Source organism: Pantoea sp. paga (assembly GCF_007558755.1).
In the GTDB taxonomy this organism is placed as follows: Bacteria; Pseudomonadota; Gammaproteobacteria; order Enterobacterales; family Enterobacteriaceae; genus Pantoea; species Pantoea agglomerans.
Genome location: NZ_VLTF01000002.1, coordinates 647,492 through 671,492, shown reverse-complemented (window position 1 = coordinate 671,492; position 24,001 = coordinate 647,492). Strand labels below are relative to the sequence as shown.

Annotated in this window: 30 protein-coding genes; 15 read left to right on the top strand and 15 right to left on the bottom strand. The window is 55.2% G+C overall.

Annotated elements, in window-relative coordinates:
• Positions 1-98: 98 nt before the first annotated feature.
• Genes flgJ through flgB form a run of 9 tightly spaced genes read right to left on the bottom strand, consistent with a single transcriptional unit; the run spans position 99 to position 7,317 of the window.
• The gene (flgJ, locus tag FOV68_RS08855; RefSeq protein ID WP_039392471.1) at positions 99-1,061 is read right to left on the bottom strand and encodes a flagellar assembly peptidoglycan hydrolase FlgJ; all 963 of its coding nucleotides are present in this window, start codon (positions 1,059-1,061) and stop codon (positions 99-101) included.
• Positions 1,061-2,170 (bottom strand): flagellar basal body P-ring protein FlgI, encoded by a 1,110-nt coding sequence (locus FOV68_RS08850; RefSeq protein ID WP_143990623.1) that lies wholly within the window; start codon positions 2,168-2,170, stop codon positions 1,061-1,063. The genes flgJ and FOV68_RS08850 overlap by 1 nt, the downstream gene beginning before the upstream one ends.
• A 9-nt stretch (positions 2,171-2,179) precedes the next feature.
• The gene (locus FOV68_RS08845; protein WP_029518984.1) at positions 2,180-2,890 is read right to left on the bottom strand and encodes a flagellar basal body L-ring protein FlgH; all 711 of its coding nucleotides are present in this window, start codon (positions 2,888-2,890) and stop codon (positions 2,180-2,182) included.
• Between the two features lie 60 nt (positions 2,891-2,950).
• Positions 2,951-3,733, bottom strand: a complete 783-nt coding sequence (gene flgG, locus FOV68_RS08840) for a flagellar basal-body rod protein FlgG (RefSeq protein WP_003849881.1) — start codon at positions 3,731-3,733, stop codon at positions 2,951-2,953.
• A 17-nt stretch (positions 3,734-3,750) separates the two neighbouring features.
• Positions 3,751-4,506 carry a flagellar basal body rod protein FlgF gene (locus FOV68_RS08835; RefSeq protein WP_010669843.1) on the bottom strand — a complete coding sequence of 252 codons (756 nt, stop codon included), beginning with the start codon at positions 4,504-4,506 and terminating at the stop codon, positions 3,751-3,753.
• Positions 4,507-4,526: 20 nt separating this feature from the next.
• The gene (flgE, locus tag FOV68_RS08830; protein WP_031592459.1) at positions 4,527-5,783 is read right to left on the bottom strand and encodes a flagellar hook protein FlgE; all 1,257 of its coding nucleotides are present in this window, start codon (positions 5,781-5,783) and stop codon (positions 4,527-4,529) included.
• Positions 5,784-5,809: 26 nt separating this feature from the next.
• A complete protein-coding gene (gene flgD / locus FOV68_RS08825) occupies positions 5,810-6,484 on the bottom strand; it encodes a flagellar hook assembly protein FlgD (RefSeq protein ID WP_031592458.1) in 675 nt (224 codons plus the stop codon).
• A 12-nt stretch (positions 6,485-6,496) separates the two neighbouring features.
• On the bottom strand, positions 6,497-6,901 hold the full coding sequence (gene flgC / locus FOV68_RS08820; RefSeq protein WP_013357440.1) for a flagellar basal body rod protein FlgC: 405 nt from the start codon (positions 6,899-6,901) through the stop codon (positions 6,497-6,499).
• 2 nt (positions 6,902-6,903) lie between these two features.
• Positions 6,904-7,317, bottom strand: a complete 414-nt coding sequence (gene flgB, locus FOV68_RS08815) for a flagellar basal body rod protein FlgB (RefSeq protein ID WP_009090882.1) — start codon at positions 7,315-7,317, stop codon at positions 6,904-6,906.
• A gap of 155 nt (positions 7,318-7,472) precedes the next feature.
• On the opposite strand from flgB, the gene flgA reads away from it, so the two are divergent.
• The 3 genes from flgA to flgN all read left to right on the top strand — a co-directional run bounded on the left by flgA (position 7,473) and on the right by flgN (position 8,982).
• Positions 7,473-8,132: a flagellar basal body P-ring formation chaperone FlgA gene (flgA, locus tag FOV68_RS08810; RefSeq protein WP_010246373.1), complete on the top strand. Its 660-nt coding sequence runs from the start codon at positions 7,473-7,475 to the stop codon at positions 8,130-8,132.
• A 104-nt stretch (positions 8,133-8,236) separates the two neighbouring features.
• The gene (gene flgM / locus FOV68_RS08805; protein ID WP_010246375.1) at positions 8,237-8,545 is read left to right on the top strand and encodes a flagellar biosynthesis anti-sigma factor FlgM; all 309 of its coding nucleotides are present in this window, start codon (positions 8,237-8,239) and stop codon (positions 8,543-8,545) included.
• Positions 8,546-8,550: 5 nt separating this feature from the next.
• The gene (gene flgN, locus FOV68_RS08800) at positions 8,551-8,982 is read left to right on the top strand and encodes a flagellar export chaperone FlgN (RefSeq protein ID WP_010246377.1); all 432 of its coding nucleotides are present in this window, start codon (positions 8,551-8,553) and stop codon (positions 8,980-8,982) included.
• 652 nt (positions 8,983-9,634) lie between these two features.
• Here flgN and murJ read toward each other — a convergent pair.
• The 4 genes from murJ to rimJ form a co-directional block, all read right to left on the bottom strand.
• On the bottom strand, positions 9,635-11,173 hold the full coding sequence (gene murJ / locus FOV68_RS08790; RefSeq protein ID WP_010246379.1) for a murein biosynthesis integral membrane protein MurJ: 1,539 nt from the start codon (positions 11,171-11,173) through the stop codon (positions 9,635-9,637).
• Positions 11,174-11,294: 121 nt separating this feature from the next.
• Positions 11,295-12,215, bottom strand: coding sequence for a Gfo/Idh/MocA family protein (locus FOV68_RS08785; protein ID WP_143990622.1), 921 nt, complete (start codon positions 12,213-12,215; stop codon positions 11,295-11,297).
• Between the two features lies 1 nt (position 12,216).
• The gene (locus FOV68_RS08780; protein WP_143990621.1) at positions 12,217-12,855 is read right to left on the bottom strand and encodes a YceH family protein; all 639 of its coding nucleotides are present in this window, start codon (positions 12,853-12,855) and stop codon (positions 12,217-12,219) included.
• Positions 12,856-12,871: 16 nt separating this feature from the next.
• Positions 12,872-13,462, bottom strand: a complete 591-nt coding sequence (gene rimJ, locus FOV68_RS08775) for a ribosomal protein S5-alanine N-acetyltransferase (protein ID WP_031593649.1) — start codon at positions 13,460-13,462, stop codon at positions 12,872-12,874.
• Positions 13,463-13,761: 299 nt separating this feature from the next.
• Here rimJ and grxB point away from each other — a divergent pair, with 299 nt between their 5' ends.
• The 9 genes from grxB (at position 13,762) to FOV68_RS08730 (ending at position 20,146) form a co-directional block, all read left to right on the top strand.
• Entirely contained in the window at positions 13,762-14,409 is a 648-nt protein-coding gene (grxB, locus tag FOV68_RS08770) for a glutaredoxin 2 (protein WP_033757257.1), read from the top strand.
• Positions 14,410-14,522: 113 nt separating this feature from the next.
• The gene (locus FOV68_RS08765) at positions 14,523-15,086 is read left to right on the top strand and encodes a lipoprotein (RefSeq protein ID WP_010246390.1); all 564 of its coding nucleotides are present in this window, start codon (positions 14,523-14,525) and stop codon (positions 15,084-15,086) included.
• Between the two features lie 133 nt (positions 15,087-15,219).
• Entirely contained in the window at positions 15,220-16,263 is a 1,044-nt protein-coding gene (gene pyrC, locus FOV68_RS08760; protein WP_143990620.1) for a dihydroorotase, read from the top strand.
• A gap of 62 nt (positions 16,264-16,325) precedes the next feature.
• Positions 16,326-16,571 carry a DNA damage-inducible protein I gene (gene dinI / locus FOV68_RS08755; RefSeq protein ID WP_010246395.1) on the top strand — a complete coding sequence of 82 codons (246 nt, stop codon included), beginning with the start codon at positions 16,326-16,328 and terminating at the stop codon, positions 16,569-16,571.
• 145 nt (positions 16,572-16,716) lie between these two features.
• Positions 16,717-16,989 (top strand): hypothetical protein, encoded by a 273-nt coding sequence (locus tag FOV68_RS08750; protein WP_010246397.1) that lies wholly within the window; start codon positions 16,717-16,719, stop codon positions 16,987-16,989.
• Positions 16,990-17,236: 247 nt separating this feature from the next.
• Positions 17,237-17,491 carry a biofilm formation regulator BssS gene (gene bssS, locus FOV68_RS08745; protein WP_003849911.1) on the top strand — a complete coding sequence of 85 codons (255 nt, stop codon included), beginning with the start codon at positions 17,237-17,239 and terminating at the stop codon, positions 17,489-17,491.
• A 94-nt stretch (positions 17,492-17,585) separates the two neighbouring features.
• Positions 17,586-18,698, top strand: coding sequence for an N-methyl-L-tryptophan oxidase (gene solA, locus FOV68_RS08740; protein ID WP_143990619.1), 1,113 nt, complete (start codon positions 17,586-17,588; stop codon positions 18,696-18,698).
• 295 nt (positions 18,699-18,993) lie between these two features.
• Positions 18,994-19,569 (top strand): cytochrome b, encoded by a 576-nt coding sequence (locus FOV68_RS08735; protein WP_029519566.1) that lies wholly within the window; start codon positions 18,994-18,996, stop codon positions 19,567-19,569.
• Between the two features lies 1 nt (position 19,570).
• Positions 19,571-20,146: a YceI family protein gene (locus FOV68_RS08730; protein WP_010669831.1), complete on the top strand. Its 576-nt coding sequence runs from the start codon at positions 19,571-19,573 to the stop codon at positions 20,144-20,146.
• Positions 20,147-20,185: 39 nt separating this feature from the next.
• Here the strand turns inward: FOV68_RS08730 and FOV68_RS08725 are convergent, their stop codons facing one another.
• Positions 20,186-21,235 (bottom strand): rhodanese-related sulfurtransferase, encoded by a 1,050-nt coding sequence (locus FOV68_RS08725; protein WP_064704828.1) that lies wholly within the window; start codon positions 21,233-21,235, stop codon positions 20,186-20,188.
• Between the two features lie 252 nt (positions 21,236-21,487).
• On the opposite strand from FOV68_RS08725, the gene FOV68_RS08720 reads away from it, so the two are divergent.
• The 3 genes from FOV68_RS08720 (at position 21,488) to FOV68_RS08710 (ending at position 23,738) form a co-directional block, all read left to right on the top strand.
• The gene (locus FOV68_RS08720) at positions 21,488-22,411 is read left to right on the top strand and encodes a Kdo(2)-lipid IV(A) acyltransferase (RefSeq protein ID WP_010246409.1); all 924 of its coding nucleotides are present in this window, start codon (positions 21,488-21,490) and stop codon (positions 22,409-22,411) included.
• Positions 22,412-22,939: 528 nt separating this feature from the next.
• Entirely contained in the window at positions 22,940-23,206 is a 267-nt protein-coding gene (locus tag FOV68_RS24325; protein WP_052270943.1) for a hypothetical protein, read from the top strand.
• 130 nt (positions 23,207-23,336) lie between these two features.
• Positions 23,337-23,738 (top strand): MysB family protein, encoded by a 402-nt coding sequence (locus FOV68_RS08710; protein WP_064704827.1) that lies wholly within the window; start codon positions 23,337-23,339, stop codon positions 23,736-23,738.
• On the opposite strand, the gene FOV68_RS08705 is transcribed toward FOV68_RS08710, so the two are convergent.
• Positions 23,729-23,968, bottom strand: a complete 240-nt coding sequence (locus tag FOV68_RS08705) for a YceK/YidQ family lipoprotein (protein ID WP_010669829.1) — start codon at positions 23,966-23,968, stop codon at positions 23,729-23,731. The two genes, FOV68_RS08710 and FOV68_RS08705, sit on opposite strands and share 10 nt — an antisense overlap.
• Between the last annotated feature and the right edge of the window lie 33 nt (positions 23,969-24,001).

Here is a 24,001-nt window from a genome sequence, read left to right as displayed (position 1 = left end):
CCGGGCTGGCAGACATCAATGTGGGCGCCAGCAGGCGAAAACGCTTCTGGCTATAGGGATGTTATCGGCTTGCTAAAGTGAAACTTGAGGCGCAATGATCAGAACAGGTCACCCATATCCTGACTGTAAGCTTTGACGACTTTGTCGCCCATACTTTTGAATTGCTGAATCATTCCCACCAGCTTTTGCGCATATTTTGGATCGGTGGCATAACCGGCCGCCTGTAAGGCCTGCGCACCCTGCTCTGCGCTTGCGGCATTCGTCACCGCCGCATAGCGTGGGTTTTTGGTCAGGAGTTTGACGTAGTCGGTCAGCGCCTCGAAATAGGAGTTATAGACGCGGAAGCTGGCACGCACTTTCTTCGCTTCGCCCTGCTCATATTCGGTGGTCATGATATCGGTGGTGTCACCTTTCCAGTCGCCGCTGGCTTTAATCCCGAACACGTTGTAGCTCGGTTTGCCGTCGCGGGTCAGGATCTGACGCTGGCCCCATCCTGACTCCAGCGCAGCCTGCGCCAGAATAAGGTGATGAGGAATGCCACTCTGCTGGCTGGCAGCCTGGGCCGGTTGCGTCAGCTGGGCGATAAACTCGCGGCTGTCACTGGGCAGACCCGTCGGTGAAGCGACCGGCGGCAGACGCGGCATTGCCTTACGCACAATCTGCTCCAGCTGCTGCGTGGGCAGTGGTGTTGCCCCGCTGGTGCTGAGAACAAAGCTGTTATCCAGCTTCATCGGCACCGTACCGGCTTTTTCATCCGGCGCGGTGGCGGGCTGCATCTGTTTGACGATGGTTTCCGCCAGGCCGAGGCCACGTTTCCCCATCTCCTGTGCAATCTGCTGGTCATACATAGAGGTAAAGAGTTTGGTCTGCTCGTTGCCCATAATGCCGTCCTGCGGCAACGCCTCGCGCATACTCTTCAGCATCATCTGTACAAACATCCCTTCGACCTGACGCGCCACCTGCAACGCTTGTCCTTTCGGATCGTTGCTGGCCTGGCGTTTCAGTTCATTCAGGGAACGGCTGTCGAAAGCCGAACTCGTCAGAGATTGCATATCAGCCATCAGATAATTTCCAGTTTGGCACGCAGACAGCCGGCACTCTGCATCGACTGCAGAATTGACATCAGTTCGATAGGTGACGCACCCAGCGCATTCAGCGCACGCACCACGTTGTTCAGGTTGGCGCTGGCGTTGACGCGTTGCAGCGCACCGCCGGTCTGGCGCAGATCGATCTGAGTCTGCGTCGTCGCCACCGTCTGACCACCGGCCAGTGGGGTATCAGGCTGACTGACGTTCTGCTGCTGGTTAACCGTCACCGACAGGTTGCCCTGCGCCACCGCACACTGATTCAGCGTCACTTCACGGTTCATTACCACCGAACCGGTACGGGAGTTGATGATGACTTTGGCATCTTCAACCGGGATCGACACATTAATGTTCTGGATCTCAGCCAGCAGACGCACCTGCGCTCCATTATTAGGCGATACGCGGATCTGCACGGTACGGGCATCCAGCGGCTGTGCTGCGCCGTAGGCGCCTCGGGCGTTAATAGCATCAGCAATTCGCTGCGCCATCGAGAAATCTTCGCTGTTAAGCTGCAGGTTAATGGTGTTCTGCGTACCAAAGTTGCTCTGCAGTTCACGCTCAACGGTAGCACCGCCGGTAATACGGCCACCGTTCAGCTGGTTAACCTGAACACTGCTGCCGCCCGCTGACGCACCCGCGCCACCGACAAGGATATTACCCTGCGCCAGCGCATAAACCTGGTTATCGACCCCTTTCATCGGCGTCATTAACAGCGTGCCGCCGCGCAGGCTTTTGGCGTTACCCAGTGACGAGACCACCACATCCAGGTTCTGTCCCTGACGGGCAAACGAGGGCAGTTTTGCGGTGACCATGACGGCCGCCACGTTCTTCAGCTGCATGTTGGTCCCGGTGGGAACGGTAATACCAAGCTGCGACAGCATGTTGCTCACTGTCTGGGTAGTAAATGGCGTCTGGGTAGTCTGGTCACCGGTGCCATCCAGCCCCACAACCAGGCCGTAGCCCAGCAGCTGGTTATCACGAACGCCCTGTACCGTGGTTAAATCACGAATCAAATCGGCTTTTGCCAGCAGGCTGAAGCCCAGCAGCAGCGCCAGCCCGGCGCGTAACAGCGTTAACTTTTTCATTGAAACCTCTTACATCGGCGAGATGTTCAGGAAGAAACGCTGGAACCAACCCATGGTCTGCGCCTCATTGATGTAACCATTTCCGACGTACTCAATACGTGCATCGGCGACAGCGGTAGATAACACGGCGTTACTGGCGCTGATGGTGCGTGGGTTGACCACGCCCGAGAAGCGAATGAACTCCGTGCCCTGATTAATGGCGATCTGTTTTTCACCGACCACGTGCAGGTTGCCGTTTGACAACACCTGATCCACGGTGACGGTAATGGTGCCGGTAAAGGTGTTATTGGCGGATGCGCCGCCTTTACCTGCGAAATCGTTTTTGCCTTCGGCGCTGAGGTTGGCTTTTTCACCACCTGCACCCACCAGGCCTGCCAGACCAGTCGGCACCGCGCTCACACCAAAGCTGTTGCTGCCATCGCGACTGGCATTGGCTGAGGAGCTCTTGCTGGCGCTGACGTTTTCCTGCAGCGTAATGGTCAGAGTATCGCCAATGTTGCGTGGACGGCGATCTTCAAACAGCGGCTGATAGCCGTAGTTAAGCGGTGCGACGCCCTGGAATATAGAGCCGTTGACCACCGGTGGCGCGGACGGCATTGGTTGCGCTGTAGTTGCACCTTCGACCAGCGGGGTACGCGGGACCAGGGCACATCCGTTGAGAGTTAGCAGCAACGAGGCGACTAACCAATGTCCAGGCTTGAGAATCTGTTGCTTCGCCACGGCGTCACGACCTTATTAATGTCTGTCATTCAGGCCAGCACGCGCTGGCCCTGTTCGGGATTAAAGCTGAGTTAATTTCGCCAGCATCTGATCAGAGGTACTGATCGCCTTGCTGTTGATTTCGTAGGCGCGCTGCGTCTGAATCATGGTGACCAGTTCTTCCGCTACGTTAACGTTCGAGGTTTCGGTATAGCCCTGATAGAGCAGGCCCGCGCCGTTCTGGCCTGGCGTGCTGTCCGTCGGAGCGCCCGATGCCTGCGTTTCCTTGTAGAGGTTTTCACCCACGCTATCGAGACCGGCGTCATTCATAAAGGTGCTCAGGGTTAACTGACCGACCTGCGCGGCCTGAGCCTGGCCCTGCTGCGTCACGCTGACCACACCGTCACGCGACACCGTGATGCTGGTGGCGTTAGCCGGAATAGTAATGCCTGGCTGTACCGGGAAACCGGAGTTGGTCACCAGCTGGCCGTTCTGATCAACCTGAAACGCGCCGTCACGGGTATAAGCAGAGGTGCCATCCGGCATCTGAATCTGAAAATAACCCTGGCCGTTAATGGCGATATCTTTTGAGTTGCTGGTCTGCGACAGGTTGCCCTGCGTATGCAGACGTTCAGTGGTCACCGGACGTACACCGGTACCGATCTGCAAACCAGATGGCAGCGTTGTCTGTTCAGATGACTGGGTGCCCGGCTGGCGCATAGTCTGGTACATCAGATCTTCGAACACGGCACGCGAACGCTTAAAGCCGTTGGTGCTGACGTTTGCCAGGTTGTTGGCAATAACGTCCATGTTCATCTGCTGCGCATCAAGACCGGTCTTAGCGATCCATAAAGAACGAATCATGTTGTTATCCTCGTGCCTTAGCCCATGCTCAGGAGCTGGTTGGCTTTTTGTTCATTTTCGTCGACGTTGGTGATGACTTTCATCTGCATCTCAAAACGTCGGGCGTTGGCGATCATATCGACCATGGTTTCTACCGGTTTGACGTTGCTGCCTTCCAGCACGCCAGGCATCACCTGCATAGTGGCATCAGCCTGCAGCGCGGCACCGCGGGTCGCCTGCGTCGACGCAGTAGGCCGGAACATGCCGTCATCACTGCGCTGCAGCTCCTGTCCGGTTGCCCTGACCAGCTTCAGCTTGCCCAGCTGAACCGTGGCGTTCGGCGAATCACCGGCATTCAGCCCGGTGATCGAGCCGTCGGCTGCAATGGTGATTTCAGTGCCCTGCGGGATCACAATCGGACCGCCATCGCCCATCACAGGATTGCCCTGAACCGTCAGCGTACCGGTCGGACTGATTTGCATATTGCCGTTGCGGGTATAGGCTTCGCTGCCGTCAGCGGTACGCACCGCCAGCCAGCCATCCTGCTGCACCGCTACATCGAGCGGACGCTCGGTGTAATCCATCGCGCCCTGACTCATGTCGGCGCCCGGTGTCGAGGCGGCGACCAGCGTACGGGTTGGCAGCGACCAGCCACTCACCGGCACAGCGCGCAGCGCATTCAGCTGCGCACGAAAACCCGGTGTAGAGGCGTTGGCGAGGTTGCTGGCGGTAACCGCCTGCTGATCCAGCGTCTGGCTGGCCGCGCCCATCGCGGTATATATCGCGTGATCCATATGGCAATCCTGTTAGCGAATTAACGTAAGTTAACCAGCGTGTTGAGAATCTGGTCCTGAGTTTTAATGGTCTGCGCATTCGCCTGATAGTTACGCTGCGCGACGATCATGTTCACCAGCTCTTTACTCATGTCGACGTTGGAAGATTCCAGTGCGCCAGCCGTCAGTGAACCAAAGGTGCCGGTATTCGCCAGACCGATTGCTGCCTGACCGGATGCACTTGACGCAGACCAGACGTTGTCGCCCTGAGACTGCAGACCTTCCGGGTTAGAGAAGCTAGCCAGGACAATCTGACCCAGCAGCTGGGTTTTCTGGTTTGAGTAGCTGCCGGTGATGGTGCCGTCATCATTGATCGCGTAGCTGGTCAGATCGCCAGGCGCATAACCATCCTGGGTCGGGCTGCCAAAGGTGGTGCTGCCGGTGTTCTGCTGCAGGCTGCCCAGCATGCTCAGGTTGATCGGCTGATTGGCGACTGCGCCATTCGCTCCGCCCACGTTCAGCGTCAGGCCGACGGTGCCATCGGTAGTCGTGCTGACGACAGCGCCGGTGGCATCCAGCTTAGAGACGCTGGTCAGCTTACCGCTGGTGTCAAATGCCATTCTGAAGTCACCCGCTGAACTGCCGGTGTTGCCATCAATGGTGCGCACGGTCCAGCTGTTGCTGGTGGTGTCTTTCACGAAATACATGTCGAGCGCGTGATCATTACCCTGCGAGTCGAACACGGTTGCCGTGGTTTTCTTGTTGTAGCTGTCTGCGTTCGCCGTCGAGAAGGTGGCCACAGATGGCGTTGTATCCGTTGAGTTCAGGTTGGCAACCAGACCGGCAGTGGTGGTCGCGCGGGCTGACATCTGCTCGGTAGGAATACGCAGCGCCACCGGGTTAGCACCTGCCTGGATAGTGGCCGGTGAACCGCTGGCCGGATAGCCGGTCACGTTCAGACCCTGGGTATTGACCAGGTTACGGTTGGCATCCAGCGTTAACTGACCATTGCGTGAATAGAAGACGCCGCCGCTGCTGTCGGTCATACGGAAGAAACCGTTGCCACTCAGCGCAACGTCCAGGCCACGGCTGGTCGTGGTGGTGGCGCCGTCGTTAAAGTTCTGGATTACCGCAGCGACTTTGGTGCCGAGGCCGACGTTAGAACCGGCAAACATATCGGCAAACGCGATGGTGCTCGATTTAAAGCCCGCAGTGGCGGAGTTGGCAATGTTGTTACCGATGACATCAAGGTTACTTGAAGCAGCACCAAGGCCGCTGACCGCTTGGGAAAATGACATGTGTTTGTTTCCTGTCTACAGGTTAATCAGAGAATCTGACGTACGTCGTCAAGGGTGGCGGAGCCCATGGTGCCGAGATCCAGTTTTGTGGTGTTGTTCGCAGTACTCACCCCATTGACGTAGGCGTAGTTAAGCGGTTGTGCCACCAGTTGTGCGTTGCCATTGCTTGCGGCAATCGCAACGCTGTATTTACCATCCGGGGCGACAGAGCCATCTGTCAGCTTGCCGTCCCACGAGAAGGTGTGCACGCCAGCGCTCAGCGCGCCCAGATCGACGGTGTCGATCACCGTGCCACTGGCATCTTTAATGGTGGCCGATGTGCCGGTTGAGGCGGAGGCCAGCTCAACGCCAAATGGCGTTGTGGTACCGTTGCCTACCAGAATCTGTCCGCCATTGACCATTACGCCATGCCCAATCAGCGTGGAGCTCTGCAGCGACTGGCTGGTGCTGATCTGGCCGGAGATCGATCCCAGCGTGGTATTCAGTTTTTCAATGCCGCTCAGGGTATTGATCTGTGCCAGTTGCGTGGTGAGCTGGCTGTTATCCATTGGATTGGTTGGATCCTGGTTCTTTAACTGCGTCACCAGCATGGTCAGGAACTGATTCTGCAGATCCTGCGCATTGTTGCCGGTGCCACTGGTGTTAGAAGAGCTAAGGACCGTGGGGTCCAGTCTTTCGTTAACGCCTACCGCGATAGCCATAATTTTTCTCCGTTATTGCCCGATCGTCAGGGTTTTCATCATCATCGACTTCACGGTGTTGAGCACTTCGACGTTGGCCTGGTAGCTGCGTGACGCCGACATGGTGTTGACGCTTTCAGAGACCACATCCACGTTCGGCATCTTCACGTAGCCTTTGGCATCTGCCATCGGATTGCCCGGGTCATAGACCAGCTTGGCCGGTGTAGGGTCATCCACGACTCTTGCCACTTTCACGCCGCCGGTGGCTGAGCCTGGTGCCGCATCGGTCTGGAAAACCACCTGCTTTGCCACGTAAGGCTTGCCATCGGGGCCGGTGACGCTATCGGCGTTCGCCAGGTTACTGGCACTGACGTTTAATCGCTGTGATTGCGCGGTCATCGCTGAACCGGCAATGTCAAAAATATTCAGCAAGGCCATAATTATTGTCCTTGTAACACGCTCATCATGCCTTTGATCTGGCTGCTGATGAGGGTGAGGTCGGTTTGATATTTCAGGCTGTTATCCGCGAACTGCGTACGCTCACGGTCCATATCTACGGTGTTGCCGTCGGCAGAAGGCTGGTCAGGAATGCGATAAAGCATATCCATCGATGGCACGCCGTTTGTCTGTGCTTCAATGTGGCGAGCTGACGTGACTTTTAACGCCATGCTGCTGCCTTCCGCACGACCATTGGACATCACCCGACTCAGCTCGCTGGCAAAGTCGATATCCCGGGCCTGATAACCAGGGGTATCGGCATTGGCAATATTTGACGCCAGGATCTCCTGACGTTGAGCACGCAGGTTGAGGGCCTCCGTACCAAATTTCAGCGCCGCATCCAGTTTGTCGAGCATGTTTCCTCCGCGTATGAGAATTTCGAGCTCGCAGCTTAATTTGAAAACGCAAGGGGTCATCGTCTGAATAAGGCCTCAAATGACCGCTATTTTGACAATTAAGGATTTTTCTTAAGGGAGTACACTCGTCGCCATCATCAGTGAGGAAATGCACAATGCGTCGATATCTGACCCTGCTGACCAGTCTGCTGGTCGCGATCGCCCTGCCGGTTTCCGCCGGGGATCTTAATGCACAACTGAATCAATTTTTTAAAGCGCGTGACGCCCAGCATGCTGATGGCATGGTCGTGGTGGTACGCACGCCGCAGGAACAGTGGCCAGCCTGTGAGGCGCCACAGTTCACCCTGCCCGGCAACAGCCGGTTGTGGGGCAATATGAGCGTGGCGGCAAACTGTGGTGAGAACCGCCGTTATATTCAGGTTCAGGTGCAGGTCACCGGTTCCTATCTGGTGGCGAACCGGCTGCTGAGCCAGGGCAGTAGCGTGAGCGAGAGTGATTTCACTCTGCAGACCGGCCGCCTCGATACTCTGCCTGCCCGCGCCCTGCTGAATGCGGACTCGGTCGCAGACGCCGTGGTGCTGCGTGATATCCAGCCAGGACAGCCGATTAATCCCTCTACGCTACGTCAGCCGTGGCGTGTCAAGGCAGGTCAGAATGTGATGGTGATTGCCAGCGGTGACGGCTTTGACGCCAGCGGTGAGGGCAAGGCGCTGAATAACGCCGCCCGATCGCAGTCGGTCCGGGTCAGGATGGGAAATGGCCAGATTGTCAGCGGCAAGGTACGCGAGGATGGGAATATTCTTATAACGCTGTAAAGTGTTAAAGAAGCCAGTAGTGCTGCCGATAGAAGAATCAACGAAGCGATAACGCTATTCTGATTCAGGTGGCAGACTTCCCCTGACCGTACAGGAGCCCGAACATGAGCATTGACAGAACGCAACCTCTGAAACCCGCCAGCACCGTACAGAGCCGCGATAGCAGTGAGTCCGGCAGCAGCAAAGTGCGCCAGAGCGCCAGCCCGGTGGCAGCAGCCACGACCCCTGCAGCAGCCCAGGTCAGCCTGAGCAGCGCGCAGTCGCAGCTGATGCAGCCGAGCAGCAAAGATATTAACGTCGAGCGCGTTGAACAACTGAAAACCGCCATTCGTAATGGCGAACTGAAGATGGATACCGGCAAAATCGCCGATGCGCTGATTGCCGACACCAAGGCGTATTTAGAGGGTAATTAGTTCCCATGAGTAATTTGCAGACCACCTTAGATAAGATGCAGGACGTGCTGGCGTCGCTCTCAGCCGTGCTGGAAGAAGAGCAGCAGCAGCTGGCCGCCGGAAACATTAACAGCAATCTGTTGCAGCGTATTACCGAAGATAAAAGCGCGCTGCTCAGTACGCTGAACTATCTGGATGAGATGCGCCGCACCGCTGAACAGAGTCAGGCGACATCGGCACCTTATCGTGGTCAGAACGACATGGCGCGCCGCTGGGACACTATCCAGCAGCATAGCCGTCGTCTGCAGGATGCCAATGTTCATAACGGCCTGCTGCTGCAACACCAGATCCGCTACACTCAGGATGCGCTTGACGTGCTGAAGCCGCATCAGACCCAGGCCTTTTACGGCCCGGATGGGATGGGTAAAGGCCAGGCGACGTTAAGTCGCAAAGCCTGAACCGGATAGTAGCGAAAAAAAAATCCCGCCTGGTGCGTAATGCCAGTCAGTTGAACGGCAGGTGATAATGCAGTCTGGTGCCGGGCAGGGGCTGGCGGTCCTCGCGCCGCTGCGCGGTTCCTTCACGTCATTCCTCTGCCTGACGGAGCGCCGGGGATGGCACATCCTGTGCCGCCCCGCCTTTCGCCCGCGTCCTGCGGGCTCTCCTGGCAGACTCATTCTGTTCAGCGCTGCGGATTGCCTGCCCCTGCCCGGCACCTGCCTGCTCTGAAACTTCAGTGTGTATTGTTAAAAAGGGCACGAGAGTGGAGGCCTGAGCGCCTCTGCTGCTGAAAGGGCTATCCGCAGCGCTGAGGCGTGACGGTGGGCCAGAAGTCCACGCCGGGAAGCGTGGACAGTTCGGGGCCGGCCAGGGAGGGCCGATCCCCGAACGGTTCGTCGGCACGACGTCAAAGCCGAAGGTACCGCGTGAGCGGCGCGAGGACGGCCCGGCAGCAGCAGAGGTGCGCTGGCCCGCACTGCGGCTCGCTCGCCCGGAAAAAAAACTGCCACGTTTGACCGTGACAGCCTTTACAAATCTAATCTTAACTGACCAGCATTACGCCTGGTGCGGGATTTTTTTTCGCCTTATTTTATTGTCAGGCGCTTAACCTTACACAGCGGTGCGACGTGCGTAGTCGCGCAGCCGGAAGCCCAGCAGCCCCAGCGCCAGGAAGTAGGCCCCGCCGCCCACACCACAGACCGCGGCCAGACGCAGCAGCCGCCACAGCATCGATCCCTGCTCCCAGGCTGGCATCCACTGCAGCATGGCAAACAGCGCGCCTGCCATCACCACTACAGCTATCAGCAGGCGGATCAGGAAGCTGCTCCAGCCCGGCTGCGGCATAAAGATATTCTTCTTACGCAACTGCCAGTAGAGCAGCGACGCATTCAGACAGGCTGCAAGCCCAATCGACAGTGACAGACCGGCGTGTTTCAGCGGACCAATAAACGCCAGGTTCATTACCTGCGTCATGATCAGCGTGATAATCGCAATTTTAACCGGCGTTTTGATGTCCTGACGGGAATAGAAGCCCGGAGCCAGCACCTTGACCACGATCAGCCCCATCAGTCCGACGGAGTAGGCGATCAGGGCGCGCTGCGTCATCAGTGCATCAAAGGCAGTGAATTTGCCGTACTGGAACAGCGCCACGGTCAGCGGGCCGGAGAGCATGCCCAGCGCCACCGCGCTGGGAAGCGCCAGCAGGAAACAGAGGCGCAGACCCCAGTCCATCAGCCGGGAATATTCATCATGGTTGCCGCTGGCAAAACTTTTGGCCAGCGACGGCAGCAGAATGGTGCCCAGCGCCACGCCCAGCACACCCGAGGGGAACTCCATCAGGCGGTCCGCGTAGTACATCCAGGAGACCGAACCTGAGACCAGAAACGAGGCGAAGATGGTGTTGATGATCAGTGAGATCTGACTGACAGAAACGCCCAGAATGGCAGGTCCCATCTGACGCATGACCCGCCAGACGCCCGCATCACGCAGATTCAGGCGTGGCAGCACCAGCATCCCGAGTTTCTTCAGGTGTGGCAGCTGATAGCCGAGTTGCAGCACGCCGCCAGCCACCACGGCCCAGGCCAGCGCCATTACCGGTGGGTGGAAGTGCGGCGCGGCAAACAGCGCAAAGCCAATCATGCTGACGTTCAGCAGGGTCGGTGCAAAGGCCGGTACCGAGAAGCGGTTCCAGGTATTCAGCACCGCACCCGCCAGTGACGCCAGCGAAATCAGCATAATGTAGGGAAACGTCACCCGCAGCAGCGAGCTGGTGAGCGCAAACTTATCGGGACTGTCGGCAAAGCCGGGTGCCGTCACCATGATGACCCAGGGCGCAGCAATCATGCCCGCCACCGTGACCAGCGCCAGCGCCAGCGTCAGCAGGCCCGAGACGTAAGCCAGGAACAGTTTCGTTGCCTCTTCGCCCTGCTTGCTTTTATATTCAGCCAGAATGGGCACGAAGGCCTGAGAAAAGGCGCCTTCAGCAAAAATACGCCGCAGCAGATTGGGAAGTTTAAACGCAACAAAGAACGCATCGGTCGCCATTCCGGCGCCAAACACCCGCGCCACGATGGCATCACGGGCAAAGCCCAGTACGCGGGAAAACAGGGTCATAGAACTGACCGCTGCCAGCGATTTCAACAAATTCATAATTGACGGCGCATCCTGAAAAGAATCAGCAAAAAGGAGAATTAGCGCGGGCACCCAGAAGATGCCCGGCGACAGTCTACTGCCACGGAGGGAAATGACCAGCACGGAGTGTTACAAGGCGTTATTCCTGCGTCGCCTCACGCCACAATTTTTCCACCACACGCTGCGCCATCAGTGCCTGCTCACCGCTGGTTTCAGGCTTCGTCTGATTTTGTACGCAGTCGATGAAATGGCGAGCCGCACCGCTGAAACCGCGCTGGGTCAGATGACTCTGCCAGGCGGGCGGTGGCGTAATCAGCAGCCCGTCACGCCGTTCTTCCTGCCAGTCGCGCATCTCACTGATGTCGATGCACTTACCGTCACACACTGTGCTGACCCGCTCGCGCTGACTGCCTGCGCGCCGGTGCATGCTGGTGGTAATCGACAAGCCCTCAACAGCGAAATGGTGCTCGGCATAGAGCATCTGCCCCTGTTCGTTGGTGTCGATGCGTCCCTGAACCTGGCGAAAGGGTTTCCCGCCCAGCCAGAGGGCGGTATCCACCACATGCAGATAGTCATCGAGCAGGGTAAAGCGGAGATCCTGTGGCCCGACGCTGTCGCTACGGTGCTTTTCAATCCGCAGAGAAGCGGCGTCCGCCATCTCTGCCCGCAGCTGCTGATAGCGCGGGGCGAACCGCCGGTTAAACGCCACCATCAGCTTACGCTGCCGTTTTTCCGCCAGCGCCACCAGCGCCTCAGCCTGCTCCAGGGTTTCAGCCAGCGGCTTATCGACGCAGACATCCTTTCCTGCCAGCAGCAGCGCCCTGACCACTTCATAGTGCGTGGCGGTGCTGCTGTGGACAAAGACCGCGTCGCAGGCAGCGGCTAATTCATTCAGCGAACCAAAACATGGCATGCGATAGCTGTCACAGACCGGCCGGGCTTTGGCCTGGTTCGGGGAAAACGCCCCTGCCAGGGTCCAGTCCGTCGCCGCCGACAGCACCGGCAGCCAGGCTTTCTGCGCGATACCGCCTAATCCCACTACGCCAATACGTAAGGTCATCTCAGCTCTCCGGTTGCAGCAGTTGGGTGAGTTGTGTCTGAAGCGCTGCAACCTGCTGTTCCAGCGTTGCGACCCGCGCCGCCAGATCACCCTTCTCTTCCGACGCGTCTGCTGCTTGCGGCTGGTCAGGCTCATCGCCCAGCAGATGCATAAAGCGGCTTTCGCGCTTGCCAGGTTCACGCGACAGACGGATCACCTGAGCACTGTCGTCGCGCTGCATTAATCCTTCCAGCGTTTGCTCAACTTCGCTGACATCACTGAACTCGTGCAGACGGCCGCTGCGGGTACGCAGCTCGCCTGGCGTTTGGGGCCCGCGCAGTAACAGCAGCGTCAGCAGAGCGACTTCTGCGCTGTTAAGCTTTAGCGTGCCAAACGCGGAGTTGCAGAAACGCTGCTCATATTTCACGACCCGCTGCCCGGCGGCGCTGCTGGCGGTAATCAGATGCCGTTTTTCCAGCTGATCGAGCTGATCCTGTACCTCACTTTCGCTCAGCTCCATCACCGGCTCGCGGTTCGATTTCTGGTTACAGGCAACCACCACGCCATTCAGTGACAGCGGATACTGTTCCGGCGTGGTGACCTGCTTCTCAAGCAGGCAGCCCAGCACGCGCATCGCCTGCGCCGATAAAGTCATCTTCATGCTCGCATCCTCATTATTATCCACGCCGGTCAGGCGTCCATTCCCGCAGGGTTAAGGCTGTCAGCACGTGATCCTGCCAGCGTCCGTCGATCAGCAGATAATCTTTCGCGTAACCCTCTTTCTCAAAACCGAGTCGCGCCAGCAGATCGCCGCTGCGCTGGTTGTGCGGCATGTAGTTAGCCATGATGCGGTGAATATGCTGCTGGCGCTGCATATAGCGGATAGCCACCTGCAACGCTTCGAACATGAACCCCTGCCCCTGCCACTTTTCACCCAGTGAATAGCCGAGGTAACAGGCATGAAAGGATCCACGCAACACGTTGCTGAAGTTCGCCACTCCCCTCACTTCGGTTTCATTGCTGTCCATTAAAATGAAATAGAAGGCCGAACCCTGCTTATGCATGTCGGAAATCAGCCCGAGCCGCGCCTGCCAGCCCGAGGGATAGCAGTGGCTGTCATCGCGCACCGGCTCCCACGGCTTTAAAAACAGGCGGTTTTCCGCGTAGTAATCTGCCATTCGCCAGGCATCACGCTCGTGAACCAGACGGACCACCAGCCGATCGGTGGTTAATCGCACCCTGGGCGCGGCAGAACGATAGCCAAACATCCTGACTCCTGAAATCAATGGCTGATAGAGATGAGCCGTCATTACCCGGCTTTCACTATAACCGCCGCCTGGGCTGCGGTAAAACGTTACAGCGGTTTAGCGATAAAGAGGCTGATTTTGCTCGGGTCGCACCGTGGATAACCCCTGCTGCAGGCAGCATCACCAGCGGATCCTGCAGCGCGCCTGACAGGCAGGTTTGCCCTGTGGGGTAATCTCTTCCATACTTTTTACGAGCCCGAAAGCAGGATGAATTGATTCACTCTGTTAAACACTAAACCTGTAAAACCCGGGAGATCAGGATGAAGCTCTATATCTACGACCACTGCCCTTTCTGCGTTAAAGCGCGAATGATTTTTGGCCTGAAAAACAAACCGGTTGAGCTGGTGGTAATGCTCAACGACGATGAAGAGACGCCGAAACGACTGATCGGACAGAAAATGGCGCCCATTCTGCAGAAGCAGGATGGCAGCGCGATGCCTGAAAGTATGGAGATCGTACACTATGTCGATCAGCAGGATGGCGAACCGCTGATCATCGGCGCGCTGAATCCGGCGATCGGCGACTGGCTGCGTCACATGAACAGCTATGTCAATAAACTGCTGCTGCCGCGCATTGCAGAAGCGGCGTTTGCCGAATTTGCGACGCCTGAGGCGCGTGACTATTTCCGCAACAAAAAGCAGGCGAGCATCGGTGATTTCGACACGCTGAAAAGTCACTCTGCTGGCCTGATCAAAAACGTCAGCGACGATCTGCGCAAGCTGGACAAATTAATCGCCCAGCCCAATGCGGTGAATGGCGAGCTGTCCGAAGATGATTTTAATCTCTTCCCGCTGCTGCGCTCTCTGACGCTGGTGGCCGGTATCGACTGGCCGAGCCGGGTCGCTGACTACCGCGATAACATGGCTAAACAGACCCAGGTGAACCTGCTCTCCTCGATAGCTCACTAACCCCTCCCGATGAGAGACGCTGCGGCGTTTCTCATCTCTTTCCTGATGACACCCGCTACGCATTCAGGCAGGCTATGGCCTGTTTATTGGCTCTGATATTCAGGATAAGATCGATGAAAAAGGCTTTTTTCGGGCTGACTGCCCTGTTGATCGCGCTGCTGGTGAGCGGCTGTAATCAACTGACGCAATACACCATCAGCGAACAGGAAGTAAACCAGGCGCTGCAGAAGCACAACAACTATGAGAAAGATATTGGCGTTTCCGGGCTGGTTAATGCGCACATCGTCCTGAACAACCTGACCAGTCAGATTGGCCGTGAAGAGCCAGGTAAAGTGACGCTCTCTGGTAATGCTAAAATCAATGTGACGTCACTGTTTGGTCCGCAGCAGGCCGATATGCAACTGAAGATGCGTGCTCAGCCGGTCTATGACCAGCAGCAGGGTGCAATCTATCTGCGCGATCTGGAAATTGTTGATGCGCAGGTTGCTCCGGAAAAAATGGCCTCCATTATGAAAACGCTGACGCCTTATCTGAATCAGTCGCTGAAAAACTACTTTGATCAAAAACCGGCTTACGTGCTCAGCGCCGACCGCAGCAAAGGCGAGTCGCTGGCGAAGAAGTTTGCCAAAGGACTGGAAGTAAAACCTGGCGAACTGGTTATTCCCTTTACGCAGTAACGCCGTTATCCGCGCCCCTGGCGCGGATTTTCTTTATCAGTATAAAAAGCAGGTGCAAACGGTTGCCTGAATCCTTATGCTTAGACCCCGGCCAAAACACGCCTTTTGTTTCCCTTCTGCCGGAGCTTCACTGATGACAGCACAACCTCAGCAACTTACCCTGCGTCGCCCTGACGACTGGCATATTCATCTGCGCGACGATGAGATGCTCAACACGGTCCTCCCCTATACCAGCGCGGTGAATGGTCGTGCCATTGTGATGCCTAACCTGGTGCCGCCGGTGACCAGCGTGGCAGCAGGTGAAGCGTACCGCGATCGCATCCTGGCGGCGCTGCCCGCCGATCACGCCTTTACGCCGCTGATGACCTGCTATCTGACCGACTCGCTTGATCCTGATGAGCTTGAGCGCGGTTTCACCTCCGGTCTGTTTACCGCGGCTAAGCTCTATCCGGCGCACGCTACGACGAACTCCAGCCATGGCGTTACCGATATCGCCTCCATTACCCGAGTGCTGGAGCGGATGCAGAAGCTCGGTATGCCACTGCTGATCCACGGCGAAGTCACCGATGCCCATGTCGATATTTTTGACCGCGAAGCCCGGTTTATCGAAACGGTCATGGTGCCGCTGCGCAGCCAGTTTCCGGCACTGAAAGTAGTGATGGAGCACATTACCACTCAGGACGCCGCAGAATATGTTGCCGCCGCCGATGAAACGCTGGGCGCGACCATTACCCCGCAGCACTTGATGTTTAACCGTAATCACATGCTGGTGGGCGGAATTCGTCCGCACCTCTATTGCCTGCCGATTCTTAAGCGCAACGTGCATCAGGAGGCTTTGCGCAAATTAGTGGCGAGTGGTCATCCGCGCGTCTTCCTCGGCACCGACACAGCACCGCATCTGCGTCATCTTAAAGAGGCCAGTTGCGGCTGCGCGGGGGTATTTAATGCGCCAGCGTCGTTACCCGCTTACGCCACCGTTTTTGAAGAGCTGAACGCGCTGGAACATTTTGAAGCGTTCTGTTCGGAGAATGGCCCGTGTTTTTACGGCCTGCCGCTGAATGAAGGGACGATCACCCTGGTGCGTGAGCCCTGGCAGGTGCCAGAGTCCATCGCACTCGGCAGCCACTCACTGGTGCCGTTCCTGGCGGGTGAAACGCTGAACTGGCGCATCGCATAATTTTACTTGCCTCCGGCCTGCTGATACTGTAAATATATACAGTATCTTAAACGGAGGCTGTTATGCGCGTTGAAATTACCGTATCAAATACCCGACCTCTTCCTGCTGGCGCGATAGAAGCGTTAAGCGATGAATTATCGCGCCGCATTGATGAACAGTTCCCTGACTCGACCAATCACGTCAAGGTACGTTATGCCAGTGCCAATAATCTCAGCGTGCTGGGCGGTGGAAAAGAGACGCGCGACCAGATCAGCGAAATCCTGCAGCAGACGTGGGAAAGCGCTGACGACTGGTTCAATACTGATTAACCGCCACTGTGCTTTTTTTCCGGGTGTCGCCACCCGGTTTTTTTATCTTTTCTCCCCTCTCGCACTTACCCCGTCCTGCATCTAGACTCTTAATGATCAATGCCCTATCCTTGCGCTCGTCACGCATAACAGGAGGTGCGACACCATGACTACTGATAAACCGGAAGAGGCGATGACCTTTGGTGAGTTGTTAGCACTGATTGGTGATCAGAAGCGTCGTTTAACGGTGCTGGAAAATGCCTTTTCCAGTCTGATTTTCTGTCTTGACGATCGTGCCAGTCAGCTACTGGTACACAATCTGTCGCTGGAAGCCCAAAATCAAAACCATGATGAGCAGCTTCAGCAGCACTTTGCCCGTCTGGCAGAAACACTGCAAAAACGCGGCGGCGGCGTAGTGCCAGAAACGCCGGCTCTCTGAGTCCCCGCTCACGCGTCATAGCCCGCTTTTTGCCTGTCTTTTGACTGCTGATAAAAATGCCTGCCCGTCAGGCATTTTATTTTTTTACCCCCGTCTTTCAAACGCAAATATTCTGTGAGAAGCTGACTCACGGCATTTTTTAAACAGTGATACTCTCGTTTACTGTTATAATTGTTTCGCTATTGGAATAAAAAAGCCGCATTGAACCTCATCATGCACTTCGATAACGAGTAATAAGGAGGTTATAATGGACAGAAGAAAAGATGTTATACAGACTCACCCACTGGTGGGCTGGGATATCAGTACCGTTGACAGCTATGACGCCATGATGATCCGCCTGCACTCGTTGTCGTCGCAGGATCAAAAAGAAGAAGAAGCGGATGTTGGCCCGACATACTGGCTGACAACGGATGTGGCAAGGCAATTTATCTCGATCCTCGAAGCAGGCATCGCCAAGATAGAATCAGCCGAGCAGATAGAACGACTCCTCAATAAGCATTAATTTCTGCCGCATCAAAGAGGCGCCCTCAGGGGTGCCTTTTTCGTTTCTGTTTCTGGTATGCTTTTGATTATCTGTCTCTTAGAGCGTAGTTACCATGATTTATGATCTTATCGTCGTTGGCAGCGGTTCTGTGGGCGCGGCGGCAGGCTACTATGCCACCCTGGCGGGTTTATCGGTGTTAATGATCGACAGCGCCCATCCTCCCCATAATCAGGGCACACATCATGGCGAGAGCCGGCTGATTCGTCACGCTTATGGTGAAGGTGAACGCTATGTTCCCCTGGTTCTGCGGGCGCAAACGCTGTGGGATGAGCTGGAACAGCGTGCCGGTGAGCGCATCATGCATCGCAGCGGCGTACTTAACCTCGCCCCGAATCAGTCGCCGTTTATTCAGAACGTTATCGACAGCGCGACCCGCTGGCAGCTCAATATCGAGGTGATGCAGCCTGACGACGTGCGCAGGCGCTGGCCACAAATCAATGTGCCTGAGGGCTATCTGGGCGTATTTGAGCCGCAGTCTGGCTATCTGAAATGTGAACAGGCGGTACGCAGCTGGATCCAGTTGGCGGAGCAGGCGGGCTGCGCGCAGCTGTTTAACTGCCCGGTTTCAGAGCTGGGTCGCGATGGCGATCTGCAGCAGGTCACTACCCTGGATGGCGTCTATCGGGGCCGCAAAATGTTGATCAGTGCGGGCACCTGGGTTGGCAAATTAGTGCCTGACCTGCCGGTTGCGCCCACCCGCAAGGTGTTCGCCTGGTATCAGGCAGATGGCCGCTACAGTGAGAATAATAAGTTTCCCGGTTTTACGGTGGAAATGGGCGATGGCAGCCAGTTTTATGGCTTCCCGGCGGATAATAATGCCCTGAAAGTAGGTCGTCATGATGGCGGTCAGCTGATGCAGCAGCCGGAGGATCGTAAACCTTTTGGCGCGGTGGCGGCCGATGGCAGTGAAGCTTTTGGATTCCTCCGTCAGTTTTTACCTGGCGTCGGTGTCTGTCTGCATGGCGAAGCCTGCAGCTACGATTTTAGCCCGGATGAAGACTTTATTATTGATACCCTGCCGGGTGAACCAGACCGCTTGTTAATTACCGGGCTCAGTGGACACGGGTTTAAATTTGCCAGCGTATTGGGCGAACTGGCTGCAGAATTTGCCCAGCAAAAACCGTTCTCTTTTGATCTGACCCCCTTCCGCCTCTCACGTTTCTGACTCTGATAAAGGGTGGTATCAGGTTGATGCCGCCCGATTGACAGGCTTTGACAAAAACTGACTATTACTGACATAAGGCCAGATTATATTTCGCCCTTATGGTTAATTCCGGCCCTTTTTAGTTGACGACCAGCGCGTCAGAAATAACTCATTCAGTAATATTGCGCATTTCACGCCCGGTTTATTCAACCTTTTCACGATATAAAATTAAAGTTATAGAAGCGTAAGGATGATTGCTTTTATATTTCATAATGTGGATGCTTATTTCAGATTATTACTTCATGAAAACCCCATTATGTTATTACGTAATTCATCTCATCAGTTTGGCCTGGTTGCCGTGCTGTTGCACTGGTCGATGGCGCTGGCGATTTATGCCATGTTCGCGCTGGGATTATGGATGGTCGGCCTCGGCTATTACGATAGCTGGTATCACGACGCGCCTGAGATCCATAAAAGCATCGGCGTGATCCTGTTGCTGACGCTGATCGTTCGCCTGCTGTGGCGCGTTATTTCACCGCCGCCAAAACCGCTTAGCAGTTATTCCCCGCTGGTACGCATCAGTTCGGTGGTGGCCCACCTGTTACTGTATACCCTGCTGCTGGCGATTCTGATCAGCGGCTATCTGATCTCCACCGCCGATGGCAAACCCATCTCAGTATTCAGCTGGTTCACCCTGCCCGCGCTGTTCAGCGGTGCTGGCGAACAGGCTGATCTTGCGGGCGACATTCACCTCTGGCTGGCCTGGACGGTTGTGGTCCTGTCACTGCTGCATGGTCTGGCTGCGGTCAAACATCACTTTATCGATCGCGATATCACCTTAAAACGGATGTCGGGTTTGCGTTTCACCTCTCCCTCTGAAAAGGATAAATAATATGTTTAAAAAGACCCTGCTGGCGATGACCGGTGCCAGTCTGCTGCTCGGCTCACTCACCGCCTCTGCCGCTGACTACAAAATCGATAAAGAGGGCCAGCACGCCTTTATTCAGTTCCGTATCCAGCATCTGGGTTACAGCTGGCTCTACGGCACCTTTAAGGATTTTGATGGCCGCTTCACCTTTGATGAGAAGAATCCTGCCGCAGATAAAGTCGACGTCACTATTAACACCAGCAGTATCGATACTAACCATGCTGAACGTGACAAGCACCTGCGCAGTGCGGACTTCCTGAACACCAGCAAAAACCCGCAGGCCACTTTCAAATCCACAGCGGTAAAAAAAGAGGGTGATGAGCTGAAGATTACTGGCGACCTTACGCTGAATGGCGTGACCAAACCGGTAACGCTCGAGGCAAAAATGCTGGGAGAAGGTAAAGATCCGTGGGGCGGCTACCGCGCTGGCTTTGAGGCCGAAGGGGAAATTGCACTGAAAGATTTCAACATCACCAAAGATCTGGGGCCAGCTTCGCAGAAGGTTCAGCTGATGATCTCGGTTGAGGGTGTACGCCAGTAAAAGAGCAAGCCGCCTGAAGCTGACTTCAGGCGGCCACGCTTATTTCTTCAGCGGCGAGGGAATGGTCATGTTTAACAGGCCACGCGACTTGTTAAAGATTTTGTTGCCATTTTCACGTCCTGCCCGACGCGCACGTTGCTCTTCCGGTGAGAGCTTCGCCTCTTCCTGGCAGATCGGGCTACAGCAGTTCTCAAACTTCTCCGCGCAGCTTTTGCACTGAATAAACAGCAGATGACAACCGTCATTGATGCAATTAACGTGGGTATCACAGGGTTCGCCGCACTGATGACAGTTCGACAACACATCGTCAGAGATCCTCTCACCCATCCGCTCATCAAAAACAAAGTTTTTGCCTTTGAAGCGTACCGGTAATCCCTGCTCACGGGCGCGTCGGGCATACTCTATGATACCGCCCTCAATGTGATAGACATCCTCAAAGCCGTTGTGCCGCATCCAGGCGCTGGCCTTTTCACAGCGGATCCCGCCGGTGCAGTACATTACGATCTTTTTGTCTTTCTGATCCTGCAGCATCTCAACCGCCATCGGCAGCTGATCGCGGAAGGTGTCAGCAGGCACTTCCAGCGCGTTGTCGAAGCGGCCCACTTCATATTCGTAGTGGTTACGCATATCCACGAACAGGGCGTCAGGATCGTCCAGCATGGCGTTAACGTCCGCCGCTTTAAGATACTGACCCACATCGCTGGCATCAAAACTGTCGTCTTCAATACCGTCCGCGACAATGCGGTCGCGTACTTTCAGACGCAGCACCCAGAACGATTTACCATCATCATCCAGCGCAATATTCATCCGCAGGTTGTTCAGCGCCGGATCAAAGCCATATAGCCATTCTTTCATCTTTTCATACTGGCTGGCTGGCACGCTGATCTGCGCATTGATGCCTTCGTGGGCCACGTAAACGCGACCAAAGACCTTAAGAGCCGTCAGGCCAAGATAGAGCGCGTCACGGAATGCTTTGGGATCGGCAATCTGGAAATATTTATAAAAAGAGACAGTGGTGCGCGGCTCGGTTTCAGCCAGCATGCGCGCCTTCAGCTCTTTATTGGAAACGAGGTTATGTAACACTGGCATGGTGTTCGTCCTGTTATCAATAGAAGAAATTTAGCGCGCACATGATACCTGATTTCACCGGGATGCAAAGGCCAGTGACCAGATTGATCGCCTGTTGCCGTTTTTTCCAGCAACATTGGACTATTAACCTTTGTTCATTGATGGCACGTTCCGATAGTGATATTTAAGCGCACGTCAAAAACTGGCACAATAGTGTAAATCAACGAGATATCAGCACCGCACGGTGCGCGACGCAGGAAAATTAACCTTCACATGACTCAGTTGCCTCAGTTTTCACGAGAACTGCTTCACCCGCGCTATTGGCTGACCTGGCTGGGTGTCGCTTCTCTTTATCTTTTGGTGCTACTTCCTTATCCCCTGCTTTATGTTCTCGGCTGTAATATTGGCCGCATTGGTATGCGTTTTATGAAACACCGCGTCAGTATTTCCCGGCGTAATCTGGAATTAAGTTTTCCGGATATGCCGGTAAATGAACGCGAAGCGATGGTTAAACACAATTTCGAATCGGTCGGCATGGGATTAATCGAGACCGGTATGGCGTGGTTCTGGCCTGACTGGCGCATCAATAAATGGCATACGCCTTCGGGGCTGGAGCATATTCAGCAGGCGCGCGATAGCCAACGCGGCGTGTTGCTTATCGGCATGCACTTTCTGACGCTGGAGATTGGTGCACGCATGTTTGGTATCCATAATCCTGGCATTGGCGTCTATCGCCCTAATGACAACAAACTGATCGACTGGCTTCAGGTCAAAGGTCGGATGCGGTCGAATAAAAGCATGCTCGACCGTAAAGATCTCAAAGGAATGATCCGCGCACTGAAACAGGGTGACATTATCTGGTATGCGCCCGACCACGATTATGGCCCGCGCAGCAGCGTCTTTGTGCCCTTCTTTGGCGTGGAAAAAGCGGCCACAACGGTGGGCACCCATCTGCTGATCCGCACCGGTAAACCGGCTGTCATCCCTTTCGTACCGCGTCGTCTGCCTGGGGGGCGCGGCTATGAACTGATGATACTGCCTGACATCAGCGGCGAATTTACGCTGGAAAGTGATGTCGCAACCGCAACCAGAATGAATCAGGTTGTTGAAGAGGGTGTGCTGCTGGCACCGGAACAGTACATGTGGTTGCACCGCCGCTTTAAAACGCGCCCCGAGGGCGAACCCTCACGCTACTAATCATTTCGCGCTAAATGTCTGTCAGGCATTTAGCGCATTTTACTCCCCCGCTAAATAAATCACTCATGCCTGACTCCTCCTGTAAGCGAAACCGCAGGTCCAGTAATTAATAAACGCCCGTATTCATAATATAATTTCTCTCTGTTTAAAGTTAAAACTGCTTATCAATTAACAGGACGGCAGGCGGCATTCAGCCTGTTTCGCTTTTTATTAATTAATATTGCAGCGAGTGCTATTAAATGCGTGATGGCGCTGATTATTCTGCACGCCAGGCCTAATCCTATTTAGCCGGTCTTAACGGTGTCTCACTGCTTATGAATCGGTAAAAATTAACTTACAATACAAGCTATTGCCTTGCGGATTTGGCTTATATTCCATTTTACATCTTTTTAACATCCCGATAGACCGTTATGGCATTTGAAGAAATTAAAGCTTATCGGTAGTTTCGTTTGTAACAGTCAGGCCTTTAACGGCTCTGGCCAGAATTATAAAAAGACAACACAGCAAACCTCTAATGGGACAGTTAATATGAACAAAGGTCTCTACTATTACGTTACAATTGGTACCGATCAGGAAAATTATCACTTTCTTCATCGTAAAGGGTGCAAGCGTATGCCTGATAAAGAAGAGGTCATATTTATCGGCACGTTATATAATTTGAGTCAGGCCCTCTCCATCGCAAGGATTAATTTTAAGAAAGTTAAGCCATGTATAAAATGTTGTATCCGCTACTCAGCACCCGTGATTCATGAGTCCGTTCAACCGGTTTTGCATTTTCCGCAAAAGATGATGTGACCCTGACTGGCGGGAAATGGCTTATTTCCCGCCAGTTGCACCGGCCTGACCTTTCCCTCCTTCAGATTTCGTCTATCCTTCACTGAAATCAAATAAATCCATAGTCAAAGACCCGTGAAGGAGAAGAGCGATGAGCATGTACAGTACCTTAGAGGAAGCCATCGATGCTGCACGTGAAGAGTTCCTCGCTAACCACCCAGAGCTTGAGGAGGGGGATGCATCAATCAGCCAGTTTGGTCTGCAAAAGTATGTGATGCAGGATGGCGATATCATGTGGCAGGCTGAATTCATGGCAGAAGAAGGTGAATCAGGCGAATGTCTGCCTTACCGCAGCGGTGAAGCGGCACAGGCTATTTTTGATGCAGATTTTGACGAAGTGGAACTGCGTCAGGAGTGGTTAGCAGAAAATACCCTGCACGAGTGGGATGACGGCGAATTCCAGCTGGAGCCGCCGCTGGACACCGAAGAAGGCGAAGCCGCCGCGCAAGAGTGGGAAGATGATAACAGCGATTCCGATCGCAGTTACTCGTAAGGACCGTGGCTGGCATCCACCGGTAACAACAGGGTATCAACCACCAGCGACAGCGGCAGGTCGAGGATCGTCAGGACCCGCCATCCGCTGTCGCGAACATCCCACTGTACGCCGGGATAGTACTGATTACCGTGCCCCTGCCCGGGAATGGTACGACTGATAATACTGCCGCATCCGCTTAAGCAGAGCACAGCCGCGACGATAACACCCGCCTTTAAGCACCCTTTCAACACTCATATCCGCCATGAAGAAACAGCCATTGA